The 16,737-nt window shown below is 59.8% G+C and carries 15 protein-coding genes and 3 pseudogenes; 11 read left to right on the forward strand and 7 right to left on the reverse strand.

Annotation, left to right across the window (positions count from 1 at the left end; all coding sequences use genetic code 11):
* Nucleotides 1-833: 833 nt before the first annotated feature.
* Both JL39_RS31745 and JL39_RS30615 read right to left on the reverse strand, forming a co-directional pair.
* Entirely contained in the window at nucleotides 834-1,187 is a 354-nt protein-coding gene (locus JL39_RS31745) for a hypothetical protein (RefSeq protein ID WP_152601234.1), read from the reverse strand.
* A 202-nt stretch (nucleotides 1,188-1,389) separates the two neighbouring features.
* Nucleotides 1,390-2,379, reverse strand: coding sequence for a hypothetical protein (locus tag JL39_RS30615; RefSeq protein WP_052183055.1), 990 nt, complete (start codon nucleotides 2,377-2,379; stop codon nucleotides 1,390-1,392).
* A gap of 347 nt (nucleotides 2,380-2,726) precedes the next feature.
* Here JL39_RS30615 and JL39_RS22505 point away from each other — a divergent pair, with 347 nt between their 5' ends.
* A complete protein-coding gene (locus JL39_RS22505) occupies nucleotides 2,727-4,430 on the forward strand; it encodes a hybrid sensor histidine kinase/response regulator (protein ID WP_152601235.1) in 1,704 nt (567 codons plus the stop codon).
* 64 nt (nucleotides 4,431-4,494) lie between these two features.
* Here the strand turns inward: JL39_RS22505 and JL39_RS22510 are convergent, their stop codons facing one another.
* Nucleotides 4,495-5,121, reverse strand: coding sequence for a response regulator transcription factor (locus JL39_RS22510; protein WP_037156189.1), 627 nt, complete (start codon nucleotides 5,119-5,121; stop codon nucleotides 4,495-4,497).
* Nucleotides 5,122-5,479: 358 nt separating this feature from the next.
* On the opposite strand from JL39_RS22510, the gene JL39_RS22515 reads away from it, so the two are divergent.
* From JL39_RS22515 to JL39_RS22530, 4 genes and pseudogenes are all read left to right on the forward strand, one after another.
* Complete coding sequence (locus JL39_RS22515; RefSeq protein WP_037156190.1) at nucleotides 5,480-5,986, forward strand: hypothetical protein; 507 nt, start codon at nucleotides 5,480-5,482, stop codon at nucleotides 5,984-5,986.
* 68 nt (nucleotides 5,987-6,054) lie between these two features.
* Nucleotides 6,055-6,252 (forward strand): annotated as a pseudogene (locus JL39_RS31750) (DNA-3-methyladenine glycosylase I); the annotation flags it as partial.
* A gap of 424 nt (nucleotides 6,253-6,676) precedes the next feature.
* Entirely contained in the window at nucleotides 6,677-6,964 is a 288-nt protein-coding gene (locus JL39_RS22525) for a hypothetical protein (protein ID WP_152601236.1), read from the forward strand.
* Nucleotides 6,965-7,443: 479 nt separating this feature from the next.
* Nucleotides 7,444-7,647: a cold-shock protein gene (locus JL39_RS22530; RefSeq protein WP_037156255.1), complete on the forward strand. Its 204-nt coding sequence runs from the start codon at nucleotides 7,444-7,446 to the stop codon at nucleotides 7,645-7,647.
* A gap of 23 nt (nucleotides 7,648-7,670) precedes the next feature.
* On the opposite strand, the pseudogene dnaE2 reads toward JL39_RS22530, so the two are convergent.
* Nucleotides 7,671-8,376, reverse strand: a pseudogene (dnaE2, locus tag JL39_RS31235) (error-prone DNA polymerase); the annotation flags it as partial.
* Nucleotides 8,377-8,607: 231 nt separating this feature from the next.
* On the opposite strand from dnaE2, the gene dinB reads away from it, so the two are divergent.
* Nucleotides 8,608-9,699 (forward strand): DNA polymerase IV, encoded by a 1,092-nt coding sequence (gene dinB / locus JL39_RS22545; RefSeq protein ID WP_037156201.1) that lies wholly within the window; start codon nucleotides 8,608-8,610, stop codon nucleotides 9,697-9,699.
* Nucleotides 9,700-9,810: 111 nt separating this feature from the next.
* Here the strand turns inward: dinB and JL39_RS22550 are convergent, their stop codons facing one another.
* A complete protein-coding gene (locus JL39_RS22550) occupies nucleotides 9,811-10,173 on the reverse strand; it encodes a DUF309 domain-containing protein (RefSeq protein ID WP_244446948.1) in 363 nt (120 codons plus the stop codon).
* A gap of 457 nt (nucleotides 10,174-10,630) precedes the next feature.
* Between JL39_RS22550 and JL39_RS31245 the strand changes: the two are divergent.
* Nucleotides 10,631-10,921, forward strand: a pseudogene (locus JL39_RS31245) (transposase domain-containing protein); the annotation flags it as partial.
* On the opposite strand, the gene JL39_RS22555 reads toward JL39_RS31245, so the two are convergent.
* Nucleotides 10,826-11,071 (reverse strand): DUF6429 family protein, encoded by a 246-nt coding sequence (locus JL39_RS22555; RefSeq protein ID WP_037156256.1) that lies wholly within the window; start codon nucleotides 11,069-11,071, stop codon nucleotides 10,826-10,828. The pseudogene JL39_RS31245 and the gene JL39_RS22555 sit on opposite strands and share 96 nt — an antisense overlap.
* Nucleotides 11,072-11,129: 58 nt before the next feature.
* Nucleotides 11,130-12,047 (reverse strand): LysR substrate-binding domain-containing protein, encoded by a 918-nt coding sequence (locus JL39_RS22560; protein WP_037156205.1) that lies wholly within the window; start codon nucleotides 12,045-12,047, stop codon nucleotides 11,130-11,132.
* Between the two features lie 277 nt (nucleotides 12,048-12,324).
* Here JL39_RS22560 and JL39_RS22565 point away from each other — a divergent pair, with 277 nt between their 5' ends.
* The 4 genes from JL39_RS22565 to JL39_RS22580 all read left to right on the forward strand — a co-directional run bounded on the left by JL39_RS22565 (nucleotide 12,325) and on the right by JL39_RS22580 (nucleotide 16,698).
* Complete coding sequence (locus tag JL39_RS22565) at nucleotides 12,325-13,929, forward strand: ABC transporter substrate-binding protein (protein ID WP_037156207.1); 1,605 nt, start codon at nucleotides 12,325-12,327, stop codon at nucleotides 13,927-13,929.
* Between the two features lie 72 nt (nucleotides 13,930-14,001).
* The gene (locus JL39_RS22570; RefSeq protein WP_037156257.1) at nucleotides 14,002-15,111 is read left to right on the forward strand and encodes an FAD-dependent oxidoreductase; all 1,110 of its coding nucleotides are present in this window, start codon (nucleotides 14,002-14,004) and stop codon (nucleotides 15,109-15,111) included.
* 78 nt (nucleotides 15,112-15,189) lie between these two features.
* A complete protein-coding gene (locus JL39_RS22575) occupies nucleotides 15,190-15,540 on the forward strand; it encodes a RidA family protein (RefSeq protein ID WP_037156213.1) in 351 nt (116 codons plus the stop codon).
* A 60-nt stretch (nucleotides 15,541-15,600) separates the two neighbouring features.
* Nucleotides 15,601-16,698 carry an alpha-hydroxy acid oxidase gene (locus JL39_RS22580; RefSeq protein WP_037156215.1) on the forward strand — a complete coding sequence of 366 codons (1,098 nt, stop codon included), beginning with the start codon at nucleotides 15,601-15,603 and terminating at the stop codon, nucleotides 16,696-16,698.
* The last annotated feature ends 39 nt before the right edge of the window (nucleotides 16,699-16,737 follow it).

Here is a 16,737-nt window from a genome sequence, read left to right on the forward strand (position 1 = left end):
TGCCAATTCTGGGCATAGAACAACCCGTCATAATCTCTGAGACGTCACACTAGGCTGATGACGCCGAGCGGCAGTCACCTGCAGGCTGCCTGGCTCCACGCGAAAGGTCAGCCAAGCGCCTTTCCATTTAAAACGCGAGGGCGCACGACATCAAATACGTATAAGGATCGGTCGACTTATTTGGCTGGCCTTGAACAGGCGAGCGTCCACATGAACATCAAACCGTTCGCGGAGTTCATCGCGGAGCGCACCTCTTGGTCAACGAGTAAGGCAGCCTAAAATCATCTGGTTTCGGGTGCGGTGCAATAACCCATATCCGCCTTACGCCCCTTCTGCTCAATAAGGTCGAACAGACGCCATACGAGCAATCCGGCGCCGGGTGGTCCATGTCCGATGGTTGAAATGTCCAACCTGGAAATATTATCGAACCCGTTTCAGTCCGGGAAAAGCACGCCGTCCTCAATCGTGATGATTTTCAGTCAGGTCTCTGCCAGACTATCGCGGGCATCGAGTTCGGCATCGGGAAGTAAGGGTTACCTCCATGCTACCCGATCAGAAGCGCGCCGAATCGTATCAATCAACCGCATAGGGCGCAAAGGCCGTATCAACGGCCTTCCCGCTAAGTGATTGCTCCAGTCACACTCGAATCATAAGAACCTCTGGTCACTTTATTGCCGCCGCCGATGAGTTCCAGCTATCGGCCGGTGAGCAGTCTGTAAAATCGACGGAAGCCAGATATCGCCAATCCAATCGATGCAGCCGCAAGGCCCCAGTAAAGTCCCGTGGCTTCGTCCGGGGAAAGGTGGAGAAGACCGTTCAGAACCAACGCTTTTTCATTCGTCACGGCGATCCATGAGACGAAGAGGGCGCAGGCGACAAAAAACAGAGCTGCCAAGAATGCGATTGCAGGATGGGGTTTCGTCGCCAATGTCTTTTGTTCCGTCATTTTTCCCTTGCTCAAGGTCTATTGTTGATTGACTATCTTCCCGTTGCAGCGCGCCGATTTCCGAAGCAAGCCTCAAGCGCGGGGAGTTGCGTGCAGATGTTCGTGCCTCCATCTGGGCCGCCGTCACGACCATAGACATTTGCGCAGCACTCAGGCTCGACGTGCCGCCAACAACGTCCGGTGCGGCAGTTTCATGACCTATTTCACGAGCCTGCCGATGATTGGATCGAAAGCTTTCCAATCAGCCCTATCGTATTCGACGCGGAAATACGCCGCCGCGCCTTCACAGGTGGAAATCGCTCGCTCGTAAAAGATCGTCCCGCTCTTTGCCCTGACCGACTGGCCGATAACGACTTGCGCCGATCATCAAGCTCCGCCGATGGTCAACTGAGGGAGCGGTAGATCGGATAATGCAACCAGACCTGCCACTGGACTTCATGTCGCTATTTGTAGTTCCAATCAATGACGGCCAACTCAGACTCTTCGCCTGGAACATTCCATTTCAGATAGTCGCCGTAGGTCGTTACCCCCATTCGCTTGCCGCTACCGCCGTCCTCGAAAACCATGCTGCAATGACCATCCCCGGAGCAGGCCTCAAGCTCGGGGAGTTGTGTGCAGATGTTCGTGCCATCATCTGGGCCGCCGTTGCGACCATAGACATTCGCGCGGCACTCAGGCTCGACGTGCGGTGTCCAACCTGCGTTAAGGGCAGCGGCGCGAAACTCAGCGTAACTCATCCCCGGTTTCAACACCGTCGCAAATGCGCCAGGGCTTGCATTCGAAGCCGATGGATCGACCTGCTTACCGCCTTGGGCCGCCTGGGTTCCCGAGAGCGCGCGTAAGTCATAGACACGAAGCGCTTGAATTGTATCCATGCGCGTGTTCGTGAGATCGGTGAAGAAATCACGGGCGGCCTTGCCGTAGCCGCGGCGGCTGATCGCAAACAGTGCCACCCCGCGGGTTCCATCGCTCATCGAGACCGGGAAATAGCGGTAGGCATTCCACTCAACGATCAGCGTACTCGTGCTGCTGTCGCTCAGCATGAAATCGAGAAGAACCTGCCCGTTCTCGGATGGTTCCTGCAGGTCCACCCTGAGCAGAGGATCGCTCCCCTTGCGCTTGGCCAGCATCTCCAACTGACCAGCAACGGCGCTTTCGACGTCCGTACCGCCAGCACGTTCCAGAATGATCATGCTGGCGTAAGAATCCAAACGCTCACCGGCAGGAAGATATTCCTGTTTGACATACCCCGCAGACGGTTGCGAGGTCCACGCCAGTCTGTATTCGATGCCCTCAAATACGATGGGCCCGGGAACGCCAAGCTTGTCTGACGCCGGGACGGATTGAGCGGCGGCAAACGATGAAGAGTATGCAAAAACAGCGGCGGTGGCTATCAATCGCATGAGCTTTACAACCGAATGGCAAAGAGACATCTGAAATCCTTTTGTCGATTCAGCGTGATATTAGGCAGATAGAGATCATCCAAATCGGCCCATTGAGAAGCGGCAAATTCCTGCGTCTGGCCGCCGGCATTGATTATCGGGAAACCAGCACTATGCCCAGTAGGTCATCTGTACTAACAGCGGACGCGCCAAGAAATACGAGTTCCTGCGACCTTCCCAAATGTCGGACAGATTCATAACTTTAGTGCCCTGACGGTCATTGAAAGATCGCTGAAATGATTTGCGAGGTCCGCGCAGTCCCATGCCGACCGGCGGTTAAATTGAGCCGCTCAAGAAGGCACGATATTGGCCACGTCCTCCACCGAAGGGACACATTGATGATTTCGACCAGCACGGGATCCAGCAAGGCGCCACGAGCATCGCTTCGCGCGCATATTAGCTTATTGCTTGGGCAAAAGGATGGGGAGCATTATGACGCCGAGCGCGGACAGGCGATCGTGCGGATCGTCCTCGTTCCACTTTTTTCCCTCTACGCAATTCCTGCGCTCATCCTGACGAACAGCACGGGCACGCTTGTTACGGTGTTTGCCATATACGCCACACTCTATTTCCCGTTGGGGTGGCTCCTGCTTTACGACATCATCAAGCATCCGGGAAACTATCTCTGGCGGCGCATCGCGGCGATGACGGGCGACTATGTCGCGATGACATTCGCAATGTCCGCGGGAGACGCCGCCACCCTTCCGGTTTATGCGACATTGTTGTGGGTGACCGTGGGATACGGCCTGCGGTTCGGCTCCTCCTACCTTGCTGCTGCGACTGCCGCTGCCCTTGCTGCAATTGGGGTGACGACGCTTCTCAATGAGTACTGGCAGACAAACCCCTATCTGGTGCTCACTTTGGTCGTCACAGCAATCCTGGTGCCGGGATATGTCCTGGTTTTGATCAAGCGCCTGCAGAAAGCCTACACTCTTGCTCATGAGGCGAACCTTGCGAAGTCGCGCTTCCTTGCGCAGGCAAGCCATGATCTGCGGCAACCCATCCATGCCATCAGCCTTTTTACGGCCTGTCTGCGCGACGCCGGTCTTGGCCGCGAGGAACAGCAGATGGTCGAGAACATCGATCGTTCCCTGCAAGGCCTTTCGCATCTCTTCCGTTCGCTGCTCGACATTTCGACACTCGACAGCGGCAAGGTGACCCCGCGGATCGACGCGATCCCGATCGCAGCGATTATCGAGAACATTGGCCAGCAGAACGCCCAGTCGGCGCAGTGGGCGAAGGTTACATTGCGCGCTGTCCCTAGCAAATGTTACGTGCGGGTGGATGAAGCCTTGTTGACGACAATGATCCAGAACATCGTCACGAACGCCCTGAAATACGCCTCTGGCCGGCCAGTTCTGGTGGGATGCCGCCGGCGTGGCGGCAAGCTCGCCATCGAGATCTACGACCGCGGCGACGGCATAGCCGAAGAGCACCTGCCCCGGGTCTTTGAGGAGTTCTACCAGATTCGCGAACGCGGGGATAAAGATGTCGAAGGCGTCGGGCTCGGGTTGCCAATCGTGCGCCGCCTCGGTCAATTGATGGGCTTGTCGATCTCAATGCGTTCCGTGAAAGGTAAAGGAACGGCGATGATTATCGAGGGGCTGCAGATCGTGCCTGCGCCGGCCGCACGGGCTACGTCCGCGGCTCCCAAATTGCCATCTGTTATTGAGGGGCTCCGTATTCTGCTGATCGAAGACGACGAAGACGTGCTGCTTGCGACGGCAATGCTGCTGGAGAAATGGGGCTGCCTCGTGCAAGCCGAAACAGCACCGCCAGCCGAAGGTACGGAATGCGACATTCTGATCACCGATTTCGATCTAGGCCAGAGGCAGACGGGAACCGATTGCATCGCAGCCGTGCGGGAGCAGACCGGGCGGGATGTTCTGGCGATCATCATGACCGGGCATGATGAAGCGCGCGTGCGCGCGGATTTGGATGATCCCACTATTCCGATCCTGTCGAAGCCGGTCCGGCCGGCCGAGTTGCGATCGGTTCTGACAGCTCAGGTGTTGCAGCGCAGGGAACTCGTTGCACGATAAGCCTGTTATATTGCAGAAGTTAGGGCGGCCCATGCGTCTATCTCATTGCCGTCGCAAGAAAACGTCATGGGCACAGCCCATCGGCCACCGCCTTGGCAGCCGCCGCGGTCCTGGAGGAGACCCCCAGCGATCTCAGCAGTGCGGAGACGTGAATCCTGACCGTGAACGGCGAGAGGCGGAGAGCCGCTGCGATCTCCTTGTTGGTCTTTCCTTCGCAGAGCATGCGAAGGACCTCGAGCTGGCGCCGCGTCAGCGTTGACCTCTCATCATCGGCTTCGGGAATCGACGCGCCCGAGGCATCAAGCCGGAGGACCAGATCACCGTCGCGGACAGCTGCAAGAGCCGCAATGATCTCGCGGGGCGGCAGACTTTTGCTGATGAAACCGTTGACGCCCCGTGCCATGACCCGTTCGACAGCAGCCCGCTCGTCAATCATGGAAATCACGATGATTGAGGAACGGACGAATTCCTGTCTCAATCCGGACAGAGCCCCTTCGATGCTCCTTCCCGCAAAAATGAGGTCGACTACGAGGATGCTCGGTGTCGGTCCGGTACGGGCCAGCGCGAGAAGTTCGCCAAAACTGTTGGCCTCGGCGAGTTCCGCGTCCGGTATGGTGCGCTGAATAAGCCGTCGTAGGCCGTCGCGGAAAACCGGATGGTCGTCAGCAAGAAGGATGCGTTCCTTGGGCAACCGCTTCTCCGGAGGCGAAAATCCATCGGTTGGGTGCAACACTGAGCCCCATTCTCCCTAACACAGGGCCGTGCTGTAACACAGTAGGTCATCTGTACTAATGGTCCTCGCAGGCAACATCGGGATATCTATCGTGGTGCCCGAGGTGGCACGATACCCTCCAGAAGAAGGGGAAACGAACCGGCGCAGCGTCTCTTCGGCAGGATGATCGCGCAGACCGCCGCCTGGGACCTCCGGCGGTTCGCGCTCAGTTGCCGAACGATGTTTCGCGAGATGGCCAAACAGGCAGATTTGGGCGATTTGGCGTTCGAAAGGGAAACCCGGTTCAGATGCTTGTGAAGCTCCTTAAGAGGACACGATGCCAAATCCTGAATTTCAAACGGGAATAGCCGCGTTCTGTGTTGCGGCTCTATGCCTGTCGACGATAGCGCATGCCAGCGGCCAGTTGCCAATGCCCCCGACCACCGAGGAATTCAAGTCTCACGGTGCCTGCGTCGCCGCCCTCCATGCCCTCCACAAGGAAGACCAGAAGCAGGTCAGGCCGAAGAGCGCCAAGGCTGATGGCAGAACTTCGGAAGTGGAGTTGATCACTGGGGGAATCCGACGCATAGGCCAAGGCACCGCGCGTTACGACGCCACGATCTGGTATCACCATGGCAGCATTCGCGATGATGTTGAGCAGAGGGAAACCAGCCACAGCTATGCGCATCGTTTGCGCGAATGCGAGGGCAGGACCATGAGGGTCACCGGACAGGATGGTTATACGTTAAGCACGTTCGAGCCACTGCTGGGTTTTGCGAGAAAGCTCCCGAACCGCTCGAAGCATTCACGGAAAAGTTCGATTTCGCCCCGCCTCGACGAATAACCGTCGTCGTCGTCGTGGCGGTGGAGCCCAGAGGCATGAGGCGCATAGTCCAGGAATTCCGGGGGTAGCGCTTCGGACCGACGGCGAGCGAGCTGGCGAGATCACAGACGGCGTCTGTCTCGCCGTCCATCGCCATGTCAAAAGACCTCAAGAAACGTGGATGGTCGTTCGTCGGCCTCACAACCGTTTTTGCGTTCATGCAGGCGATGGGGCTGATCAACGATCACTCCGAGGGCTGCGTCACCCGGGACAAAGCGAGCGCAGCCGGGGCTGCCCTCAACCGGCTTTGCGAAGTCATCGTTCTGCTTATCCTGAGGTCGGCGATTGACGGCGGGGCGACCGGACTCGGCTTGCTTGCGGGCCTGTCCCATCCCTCGTTACACCGGGCGTTGGTGGCAGTGCATGATGCCCCTGTGCGAGCCTGGAACAGTGGTGACCTTGCTGCAGTGGCAGGGATGAGGTCCGCTCCTCGGAAAAAGCGTTCGATGAGATGCCCGACCTGAAAATCGAAGGTGAGATGCTGGAACTCGCCGTCCCGGCTCGAAGCGCCTGGGTCGTGCTGTCGACGCGATGGACGATGAGATCGGCACCCCGAACGGCAGAGCGGCTTGTCTGTGGGCGGACCCGCTCTCCAGATGCGCGATGCGGTCGCGCAGGTCGGACAGGACGGCATTGGAAGCGGATTGGCTCATGTTCTCCTTCTTCGCGGGAGCGTTATTACTTGAGGTGGAACTTCCTGACCATGTTCGGCCCTATCCGGAATTTGATCCCGAGCTCGCAGCAGCACAGGAGAGCTACTGGAGGGAGGTCTGGGGAGCGGGGGAGGACGCAAATGAGGATGAGGACGAAGAGGAAAATGCAGAGCACGTCGATGAAGCACATCGCCAAGGCCGGTTGCAGATACGACAGGCGGTCGCCAGCATGACCTCGCAGGTTTTGATCTCTGTGTTCCTTTCCGACAGCTTCTGGCCGCGCTGATGTGCGCTCTACGCTACGCGCCCCCTGTCCCGGCCATTCAACTTGGCCGCATGGAGGGCTTGATCGCCGGCAAACTTGTTTTGAACACAATGACTGCCTATATAACCGTCATCGGCATTGCTGATGAGCGCTGATGAATTCGCCGCTCGCAATCGCCGCCATCGCTTCGAGACTTTTGACCACGGATGTACTGGCACTGGTGGGTAAGCGATGATGAGGAAGGTCGGTGCGGTTTCGCCCCGGCCTTTTTTGTTGGTGGGAAACATTGTCTTGATGGCGAAGGCGTTGCTCGTGCCCGACGTCGCGTCCATACCGGGCGTTGCGCTTGGACGCGCGCTTCGTACAAGTGATGGATCCTCTTCCGCTCCAGCTCAGCTCAATAATCGATCGGCCGCGAAATCGACAGGCTATTGATGGCTTATCGAATGGGCGATAAGGTCGCCGCGCGGCAAGCTGCCGCCAAGCGATCAGGAGCTTTCATGCCGACGGGAACTGTTAAATTTTTCAACGAAGACAAGGGCTTTGGTTTCATCACTCCAGACAATGGCGGGGCTGATGTCTTCGTACATGTCTCCGCTCTACAACGAGGTGGCTCTTTGAGAGAGGGACAAAAGGTAAGCTATGATCTCGGCCAGGACCGCAAGACCGGAAAATCGAAGGCCGAAAACGTCGGCGTGGTTTGATCGAGCTGGAAGCGCCGCTTCCGTCACTGAAAATTCCGGCTCTTTATCTTCAGCGTGTCGATATGACGATCTGGCTCGAAGATGTCCTTCGACCTGACCGGCGCTGGTGGCTTTCCGCAGGGATCGGGCGTCGCTGGCGCCCCATGGACGAATTCGTCGCCGCGGCCGGTCGGCGGGCGGAAGGTGCCATCACGAGCAGCCAAGCTCGATAGGTCCGCCGACAGATCGAACAGTTGCTGGGCCACGCGGGCACCACCTCCCCTTCCCTATGGATCCTGCCGTGGATCCCCAGCATGCTGGAGCTGAGAAGAACGCGGCGCGACTTCTCGAAGAGTTTTAGCCAGACCACGACATTGGCGACGCCAGTCTCGCCCTCGCTCGTCACGAAGACGAACCCCTTGACAGAGCCCGGCATCTGCCGCACCAGAACCAGGCCGGCCGCCGTCAACCACTGGCCGTTTCGCGCCTCATCGCGTCGCTGCATGTGGCGATCCTCTTCCGGGCGAGATCGTGGCGCAGGAAGCTCAACGGATGGTGCCGAAGCGTCAGGCTGATGTGGCTGTAATCGTCCACCACGTTGTGCCCTTCCGTCATCTGCCGAAGCTTGACCTCCTGTTGCTCGGCGATGGCCCGCGCCTCGCGCTCTGCCGCGGCCAGGAACAGTGGGAGGGGCTCATCGCGCCGCGCTTCGATCGCCCAGTGGGCGTCACGCCATTGAAGCTCAAGGGTGGATCTGCGAGAGCCGGTCATCGAACTCGATTGCCGGCTGTGCCGGCGTCGCGGCGGACACGAGCGGACGCGGCTGGTAAAGGCCTTCGGAGCGGGTTTCAGCTTCGCGGAACTTAGGCGGCGCATGACGGTGGGCTGCGAGAGGATGAACACAGCGGAAGGCGACCAATGCGCCACCTATTTCCCATGTCTGATGGAGAGGATATCCTCCTGTGACGAAGACTGAGCCCCATGGACCAGAACGAGCACGCCAACCGGCCACGTAAGATTCTCCATATCGACATGGACGCGTTTTATGCCTCGGTCGAGCAACGCGACAATCCGGAGCTTCGAGGCAAGCCGGTCGCCGTCGGGGGCTCGGCTGCCCGCGGCGTCGTGGCCGCGGCGAGCTACGAAGCCCGCAAGTTCGGCGTCCATTCGGCCATGCCGTCGGTGACAGCCAAGCGCAAATGCCCCGAGCTGATCTTCGTCCGACCGCGCTTCGACATCTATCGCGCCGTCTCGATGCAGATCCGGGAAATCTTCGCTGAATACACCCCAATGATCGAGCCGCTCTCACTGGATGAAGCCTATCTCGACGTCACCGAAAACCTCAAGGGAATGGAGATCGCAACCGAGATCGCCACGGAAATCCGGGCGAAGATTAAGGCGGCGACAGGCCTGAATGCCTCGGCGGGCATCAGCTACAACAAGTTCCTGGCGAAGATGGCGAGCGATCTCAACAAGCCGAACGGCCAGGCGGTCATCACGCCGAAGAATGGTCCAGCCTTTGTGCAGGGCTTACCCGTCAAGAAGTTTCATGGCGTCGGTCCAGCCACGGCCGAGAAGATGCACCGTCTCGGCATCGAGACGGGTGCTGATCTGTTTGGCAAGGAACTTGATTTCCTCATCAACCACTTCGGCAAGTCCGGCCCCTACTTCTATGGCATCGCCAGGGGCATCGACAATCGTCAGGTCAAGCCGGATCGCGTCCGAAAGTCGGTCGGCGCCGAGGACACCTTTGTTGAAGACGTTCATGCCTTTGAGCCGGCGCGCGAAGGAATCCAGCCGCTGATCGACAAGGTCTGGAGCTATTGCGAGGTGAACTCGATCGGCGCCAAGACCGTAACCCTGAAGGTGAAATATTCGGACTTTCAGCAGATCACCCGCAGCAAGACCGTACCGGTTCCGTTAACCTCGATTTTTGAGCTGGAGGAGATCGTTGCCTTCTTGCTGCAGCCGGTCTTTCCGGCCCGCAAGGGAATCCGGCTGCTCGGCGTCACATTGTCTTCATTGGAGCAAGGCGCAGAGCAAATGTCACCGCAGCTGGATCTTCCACTATAAAGATATGTGGCGCATCCGAACTCCACGTTCGTCAAGCCGAAATCAGGCTAAAGACTGATATTTAACCCATCTAAATCAGATTAAAGGCTGAGGCACCGTCGAAGGGATTTTTCATGCACGCCCGAGGAAAAACGCAAACACCGGTTCAGGTTTGCCGTTTTCCGCAGTTCGAGGAAGCGTTGCGGCGTCGGCGGTGACTTCGGCAAGATCGGCAAGCAGTGCGGGCGACACGCCCAATTCACCCGAAAACGCTTGATCTGGCAACTGTCGAAGCAGCCCGGCTGCGCGCCCGGCATGACGTCTCGCTGCGGCCCGTTTGCCTTCGCGGACCTTCACCCCGGCGGCAGAAAGCAGGATAAGGCCCTTTAGCAAAGCGCGCAGCGTGCTTCCTTTGTCGGCAAGATGCCAAAGCCCCTCCCATGCCTCATGCGCTTCCCAGTAGTAGCCATGATTGAAGAGATCCTCGCCCCACACGAACTCGTCCGACCCGAGCGATGGGATAACTTGCACCGGCTGGATCTGGTAGCTATGTCCCGCAGGATCCCGCACCGGATGTGGCTGCCGCCCGGGCAAGTAAGCATAGGCTGGAAAAGATCTTTCCGGAAGCAGACGAGGACGTTCCATCCATGATAGTCCTGTAATGCATCTGTTATTTAACATGCTCCGAAGGCATGGCACGGGCAAGCATCAGCTTTGGCTGCTGATACCTTGATGAATCGAACCGCCGGCTGCGCAAAGGCTTTCGGCGGCGTGGGAGGGCACGTTCGGCCCGTGACCTTATACGCGACAGCCAAAAGCGTCAGGTCAAATGCGCTCTACGAGTGCCTCTGTTAGAATACAGCTATTCAGAAAACACACCGCAGCTCCGCGATCGTGCCTTGTCACCAGCCAACCCGGTGCCGCCTCGCTACGGCGGAAAGAGCCCCTGCACGGCGTGGACTGCGGACGAAAAAACTGGAGCCTCGCTGGTTCCGATCGCGGCGCCGACCGGGCTGCCATCATGCTGACACTGATCACCACGGCCGGCCTCAGCGACATCGACCCGAAGGCCTGGCTTGCGGACGTGCTGGCTCGCATCGCCGATTTGTCCGCCTCCCGCCTGCACGACCTGTTACCGTGGGAGCGATCAAGACGGCGGCAGTACCGGCTGCCGCGTAAACAGCTTCTGAAACAGCTCTTCCGACCGACGCAGACCCTCGTCCGTCAGCACCAGCGACTTTGACTTGTTCATCGGATCGCCGATCAGCCCTTTCTGGTGCAGGCGATCCGTCGTCGCCCAGTCAAAACCCTTCCAGGCGCGACGCTCGTTATGAAGCGTCAGCCACAACAGCGCCAGCACCGCGTCGTCGATTTTGTCCTCGTCGATCTCCATCATATAATGCTATCCCACACGACCGCGAAAATCCCGCAACCAACGTCGCATGCATACCTCATTGTGAGCCTCGGTGCATATCATCCCGTTGGTCGAACGGCGCGACAGCCGCACGAATGAAGTCCACCAGTTTCTGCGAGGCGAGCGACAGCGGGCGCCCGTTTGGCGTCAAGAGCCAGACATCCATGAAGGTTTCCGGCAGCAGTGTCCGCCGGACAAGGCGATCTTCTGGATAGTCCAGCCCGACGAAGGGCGGCACGATCGATACGCCGACGCCGTTGGCAACGAAGCTGCAAGCAGTTTCCGACAGCGGCACCTCGATGCGGTTGCGTTTTTGAACGCCCTTGAGCTGAAAGGCCCGGTCGATCGTCATCAGCGAGCAGTCGTCGCGGAAGAGCGAGATGAAGGCCTCATTGCGAAGATCGTCGATCTCGATCACCTGTTTTCCGGTGAGCGGATGTCCGGCGGGAAGGATGCAAACCATGCTGAAGCGCATGATCACTTCGGCGCTGACATTCGGGTGATCGAAGGGCAGGACACTCAGACCGATATCGATCTGCCCGGCCGCCACCAGTTCGCCGATCCGCGGCGACGTCTTGCTCTGCAACGTGAAATGGATGTCAGGCTGTTCGGCAAGGAAAGGCGAAAGCGCGTTGGAGAGGTAGAGGGTGGCAAGCGCCGGGGGCGCCGCGATCGTCACCTCGCCCCATTCTCGATTGCGTACGGCTTCCGCAAGCCGGGCTATTCGCTTGGCGCCGGAGAACATCCGCTCCACCTCTACTGCCAGCATGCGCGCCTCCAGCGTCGGCACCAGGCGCCCGCCGCTGCGTGTGAAAAGCTGGAAACCGCAAGCCTCGGTCAGGCTGCGCAGCAGCTTGCTGACGGCCGGCTGGGAAATACCGAGCCTTTCACCGGCAAGGGTCACCGATCCGGTTTCGATCGTGGTGTGGAAGGCTTCAAGCTGTCTGATGTTCATGGCCGGCGGGATCCCCTCATGCCAAATTTTCCGACATGAGTTTTGGTTATAATGAAGGGAGAACAAGCTATTTGACAATCATATTGCCGAAGCGCTTTAACATGCAAGTGAAGGTGTGAACGGGCGAAACTCGAACGAGTGAGGGGACGTCCGAACTCCGCAAAACAATCATTCTGCAGACCGGTCCGGTCCGGCGGACGGCTTCTTCGAGGCCGGCCGGAGCTTGATCACGCCAAGGCCGCGGCAAGCGGCTGAAAGAAGAAGGGAACGACGACATATGAAGAAAATCCTCGGCCTATCCATCCTGGTCCTGACGGCCGCCGCACCGGCCAATGCCGCGATGCTCTCGGTCTGCATCGAAGGCTCGCCTGAAGTCTTCAATCCGCAACTCACCAGCAACGGCACGACCTCCTACGTGCTCGGCCAGATCTATGACGGCCTGGTTTCCGTGAAAGCCGGATCGTCGGATATCGAGCCGGCGCTGGCCGAGAGCTGGAGCATCTCCGACGATGCCCGCACCTATACGTTCAAGCTGCGCCAGGGCGTGAAGTGGCAGTCGGACGACAAGTTCACGCCTACCCGTGAGTTCAACGCCGACGACGTGATGTTCACCTTCGAGCGGATGATGAAGCCCGACCATCCCTATGCCAAGGTCAACGGCGGAAACTTCATCACCTTCAACACCAAGCTCGCCGACGCGCTGGAATCGGTAAAGAAGATCGACGATTACACCGTTGCCTTCACTCTGAAGAGCCCGCTTGCTCCCTTCATCGGCATCATGGCGCACCAGTCGCTGGCAATCACCTCCGCCGAATATGCCGCCATGCTTTCCAAGGCCGGCACACAGGAACTCATAGACCGCGAACCGATCGGCACCGGGCCATTTCAGCTCCAGGTCTACCAGCAGGATGCCGTCGTCCGTCTGGTGCCTTTCAAAGACACCTGGGGGGCGGCGATCAACAATCCGGCGCGCACGCCGATGGTCGACGGCGTGGTCATGGCGATCGGCGCCGATGCATCCGTCCGCCTGCAGCGCGCCATGGCCGGTGAGTGCCAGATCGCACTCTATCCGAACCTCGCCGACCGCGAGATGATCGGGAAAAGCCCTAATCTCAATCTCGTCCAGACGCCAGTCGCCTCCACCGGCTTCATCACCTTCAACTTCAGGCAGGACAAGTTCAAGGACAGGCGCGTCCGTGAGGCTCTGGCGCATGCGATCAACATGAAGCCACTCGTCGACCTTGTCTATGACGGCATGGGCACCGTCACCGGCGCGATCATTCCCCCGTCGCTCTGGGGCCACGACAAGGATGTCGGCGCCTATAGTTACGATCCGGACCTCGCCAAGAAGCTGCTCACGGAGGCCGGTTTCCCCGACGGGTTCTCCACCCAGCTCTGGGCCGTCCCGGTCTCGCGTCCCTATATGCCGAACGGCCGCCGCGCAGCCGAGATGATCCAGGCCGACTGGGCCAAGATCGGCGTCAAGGCCGAGGTCGTCTCATACGAATGGGGCGAGTACATTACCCGCGCCCGCAACGGCGAGGCCGAGGTTGGCATGTTCGGCGGCATCTACGATTTCCCGGACCCGAGCCAGATCCCCAACAACTACTTCACGTGCGATTCCTCCGGCAAGCCGAGCCCGTCCAATATCGGTGCCTGGTGCGACAAGGAATTCATTGGCCTGATGAACGAGGCCGGCACGGTGACCGATCGGGCCAAGCGCATCGAGCTCTACAAAAAGGCTCAGGAGGAATTTCACGCGGAAGTGCCCGCCGTCATCCTCGGCGGCGCCGACACGATCACCGCCGTCGCCAAGACCGTCAAAGGCTATGCGCCGGCGATCTTCGGCACCAGTCGCCTTTCCGGCGTAACAGTCGAATAGGCCTTCGCATTCCGGCGGGTGATAATCGATGGCATCCGCCGGCCCAAAGTCAAAACATACGGGATTCTTGAAATGCGTGTCTTGATCATCGGCGCCGGCATTTTCGGCGCCAGTGCCGCCTACCATCTCGCCCGCGAGGGCGTGGAGGTGGAAATCGTCGACGAAGCCCATCAGGGCAAGGCCACCATGGCCGGTGCGGGTATCGTCTGCCCCTGGGCCACCAAGGCCGACGAGCCGGACTGGTACAAGATGTATGCCGCTGGCGCCCGCTTCTATGACGGCCTCATCGAGGGTCTGAAGGCGAAGGGCGAGACCGAGCTAGGCTACGGCAAGGTCGGTGCCCTGGTGGTCGCCGAGGACCGCGCCGAATTCGATGCCGCGGCCGAACGGGTGGCGCGCCGGGTCAAGGATGCGCCTGAGGCCGGAGATGTCCGGCACCTGACCCCGACGGAAGCGCGTACACTCTTCCCGCCGCTGCGCGAGGATCTCGATGCAATCTACATCCCCGGCGGTGCCCGCGTCGATGCGCGCCTGCTGTCCGCCGCGATGGTCCGCACAGCCGTCTCCATGGGTGCAAGATTCCGCAGCGAACATGTCACCCTGACGCTCGACGGCGATCGCGCCCGCTGCCTCGACAGCAATGGCGCCGTCATCGAAGCAGATGAAATCGTCGTGACCGCCGGCGCCTGGGCCTACCAGATCCTTGGACCGCTCGGGCTTATCCATCCCGTTAAGCCGCAGAGAGGCCAGATCATCCACCTGCGCCTGCCAGGCGTGGCAACGGCCAAATGGCCCGTCGTCCTGCCGATGAGCAGCCATTACATGCTCGCCTTCGACGATTCCCGCGTGGTCGTCGGCGCGACCCGCGAGAACGACACCGGCTTCGACTACCGCGTCACCGCCGCCGGCGAGTTGGAAGTGCTCACCGCCGGCCTTAATATCGCACCAGGCCTTGCCAATGCGACGCTGATCGAAACGCGCATCGGCTTTCGCCCGGCGGGCGAGACGATGAACCCGACCCTCGGTCGGGTTCCCGATATCGCCAACCTGACGATCGGCAACGGGCTTGGGGCCGGCGGCCTGACGATCGGTCCGTTTGCAGGCGCCCAGCTCGCTAAGCTGGTAACGGGCCAGAAAGCCGAAATCCCGCTCGACAGATACGCCCCGCAAGGACGCGGCTGACCCCAGCTCAAGACGTACCAACCCAACCTGCCGCGGCCAAGCGGCGGGCACCCTTTCCCTTTGTCAAAGGAACTCAGAATGATCAAACGTCACCGCAAGCACCGCATCATGCACGGCGCCGTCGAACATAACGGCGTGCTTTACCTCGGTGGCCATGCCGCAAGCGACATTTCCGTCGGCATGAAGGAGCAGACACAACAGACCTGCGCCAAGCTCGAAGAGATACTCGCCGAATGCGGCTCCGACAAGCATCACATCCTGTCGGCGCGCATCTATCTCTCCGACATGTCGCGCAAGGAGGAGATGAACGAGGCCTGGCTCGAATGGCTCGACGGCGACGATCTGCCGTCGCGTGCGACGATCGGCGTTGCCGATCTCGGCGATCCCAGACGGCTTATCGAAATCGTGCTGATCGCCGCCAAGAAATAACCTCGATGGCACGGGCGGATTTTGGTCCGCACGTTCGCTTTCACGGACTGGAAAACGTACATGACGGACAAGCCGAACCGGATCGACGATCGCTATGCGACCCGTGAGAAATACACGACGTTGCGCGGCATCTACAAGGATGCGCAACGCCGGCTCTCGGAGGTCGACTGGAACTATCTTTCCTGTGGCACCGGCGATGAGGTGACACTCCGCGAAAACACCGCCGTCTTCGACCGCATCCGGTTCGAGGTGCCGCTTTTCGCCGGCATCAGCAATCCGGACACGCGCACGAAAGTCCTCGGCTTCGACCTCAGCTTCCCCGCCTTCATCGCGCCCTTCGGCGGCGGCGAGGCCGTATTCCATCCGGAAGGGCATCTTGCGATCGGCCGCGCCGCAGCGTCGGCGGGCATCCAGCAGATGGTGCCGGTCGCGGCGGCCCATTCATTGGAGGAGGTAGCGATGGCCTCGCCGGTCGCCTCCATTTTCCAGATGACGTTCGTGGGAGATGAAGGTGCCGTGCTCGAGATGATCGAGCGAGCGAAGGTAGCCGGCTATCAATATATCTGCGTCACCTATTCACCGATACGCCAGTGGCGGGAGCGGATGATGGAGGACCGGTTTTCGATCCGCGGCGAGGAAGGTCCGTCGAACTTCGGTCCCGGCAAGTCCGACGCAGCAGCCCTTGTTGAGCTTCTGGATTTCACCAGGCCGCGCTGGAGCTGGGCTCAGGCCGCCAGCGTGATCAAGAAGGCTCCTCTTCCTTGCATCGTCAAGGGGGTCTCCAGCGTGCGCGACGCCAAGGCCTCGCTCGATGCCGGTGCAGTCGGTCTCTATGTCTCCAATTACGGCGGCCGGACGATCGACCGCACGCCGACAACACTGGAAACACTGCCGGCGATCCGCGATGCGGTAGGCAAGGACGTTCCTGTGATCTTCGATTCCGGCGTCCGCCGGGGAAGCGACATCGCCGCCGCGATTGCACTCGGCGCCGATGCCGTGGCGCTTGGCCGCATCGTTGCCTACGGCCTTGCGGCCGACGGCGAAAACGGGGTGCGGCGAACGCTGGAACTGTTGCAGCGGGAATTCTGGACGACGCTCGGCCATCTCGGCTGCTCGACAGTGGCAGAACTGTCTCCCGCCGCCCTCGCACACCATTGATCACGGCTAAAAACGCTGCGCGACCTCAGCGGGAATGGT

The sequence above is a fragment of the Rhizobium sp. YS-1r genome (assembly GCF_000757525.1).
In the GTDB taxonomy this organism is placed as follows: domain Bacteria; phylum Pseudomonadota; class Alphaproteobacteria; order Rhizobiales; family Rhizobiaceae; genus Neorhizobium; species Neorhizobium petrolearium.

Excerpts from the sequence above, each read along its gene's own strand:
- JL39_RS30615 (WP_052183055.1), bottom strand. The coding sequence starts at position 2,379 with ATGTCTCTTTGCCATTCGGTTGTAAAGCTCATGCGATTGATAGCCACC.
- JL39_RS22505 (WP_152601235.1), top strand. The coding sequence starts at position 2,727 with ATGATTTCGACCAGCACGGGATCCAGCAAGGCGCCACGAGCATCGCTT.
- JL39_RS22515 (WP_037156190.1), top strand. The coding sequence starts at position 5,480 with ATGCCAAATCCTGAATTTCAAACGGGAATAGCCGCGTTCTGTGTTGCG.
- JL39_RS22525 (WP_152601236.1), top strand. The coding sequence starts at position 6,677 with ATGTTCTCCTTCTTCGCGGGAGCGTTATTACTTGAGGTGGAACTTCCT.
- JL39_RS22530 (WP_037156255.1), top strand. The coding sequence starts at position 7,444 with ATGCCGACGGGAACTGTTAAATTTTTCAACGAAGACAAGGGCTTTGGT.
- dinB (WP_037156201.1), top strand. The coding sequence starts at position 8,608 with ATGGACCAGAACGAGCACGCCAACCGGCCACGTAAGATTCTCCATATC.
- JL39_RS22555 (WP_037156256.1), bottom strand. The coding sequence starts at position 11,071 with ATGGAGATCGACGAGGACAAAATCGACGACGCGGTGCTGGCGCTGTTG.
- JL39_RS22560 (WP_037156205.1), bottom strand. The coding sequence starts at position 12,047 with ATGAACATCAGACAGCTTGAAGCCTTCCACACCACGATCGAAACCGGA.
- JL39_RS22565 (WP_037156207.1), top strand. The coding sequence starts at position 12,325 with ATGAAGAAAATCCTCGGCCTATCCATCCTGGTCCTGACGGCCGCCGCA.
- JL39_RS22570 (WP_037156257.1), top strand. The coding sequence starts at position 14,002 with ATGCGTGTCTTGATCATCGGCGCCGGCATTTTCGGCGCCAGTGCCGCC.
- JL39_RS22575 (WP_037156213.1), top strand. The coding sequence starts at position 15,190 with ATGATCAAACGTCACCGCAAGCACCGCATCATGCACGGCGCCGTCGAA.
- JL39_RS22580 (WP_037156215.1), top strand. The coding sequence starts at position 15,601 with ATGACGGACAAGCCGAACCGGATCGACGATCGCTATGCGACCCGTGAG.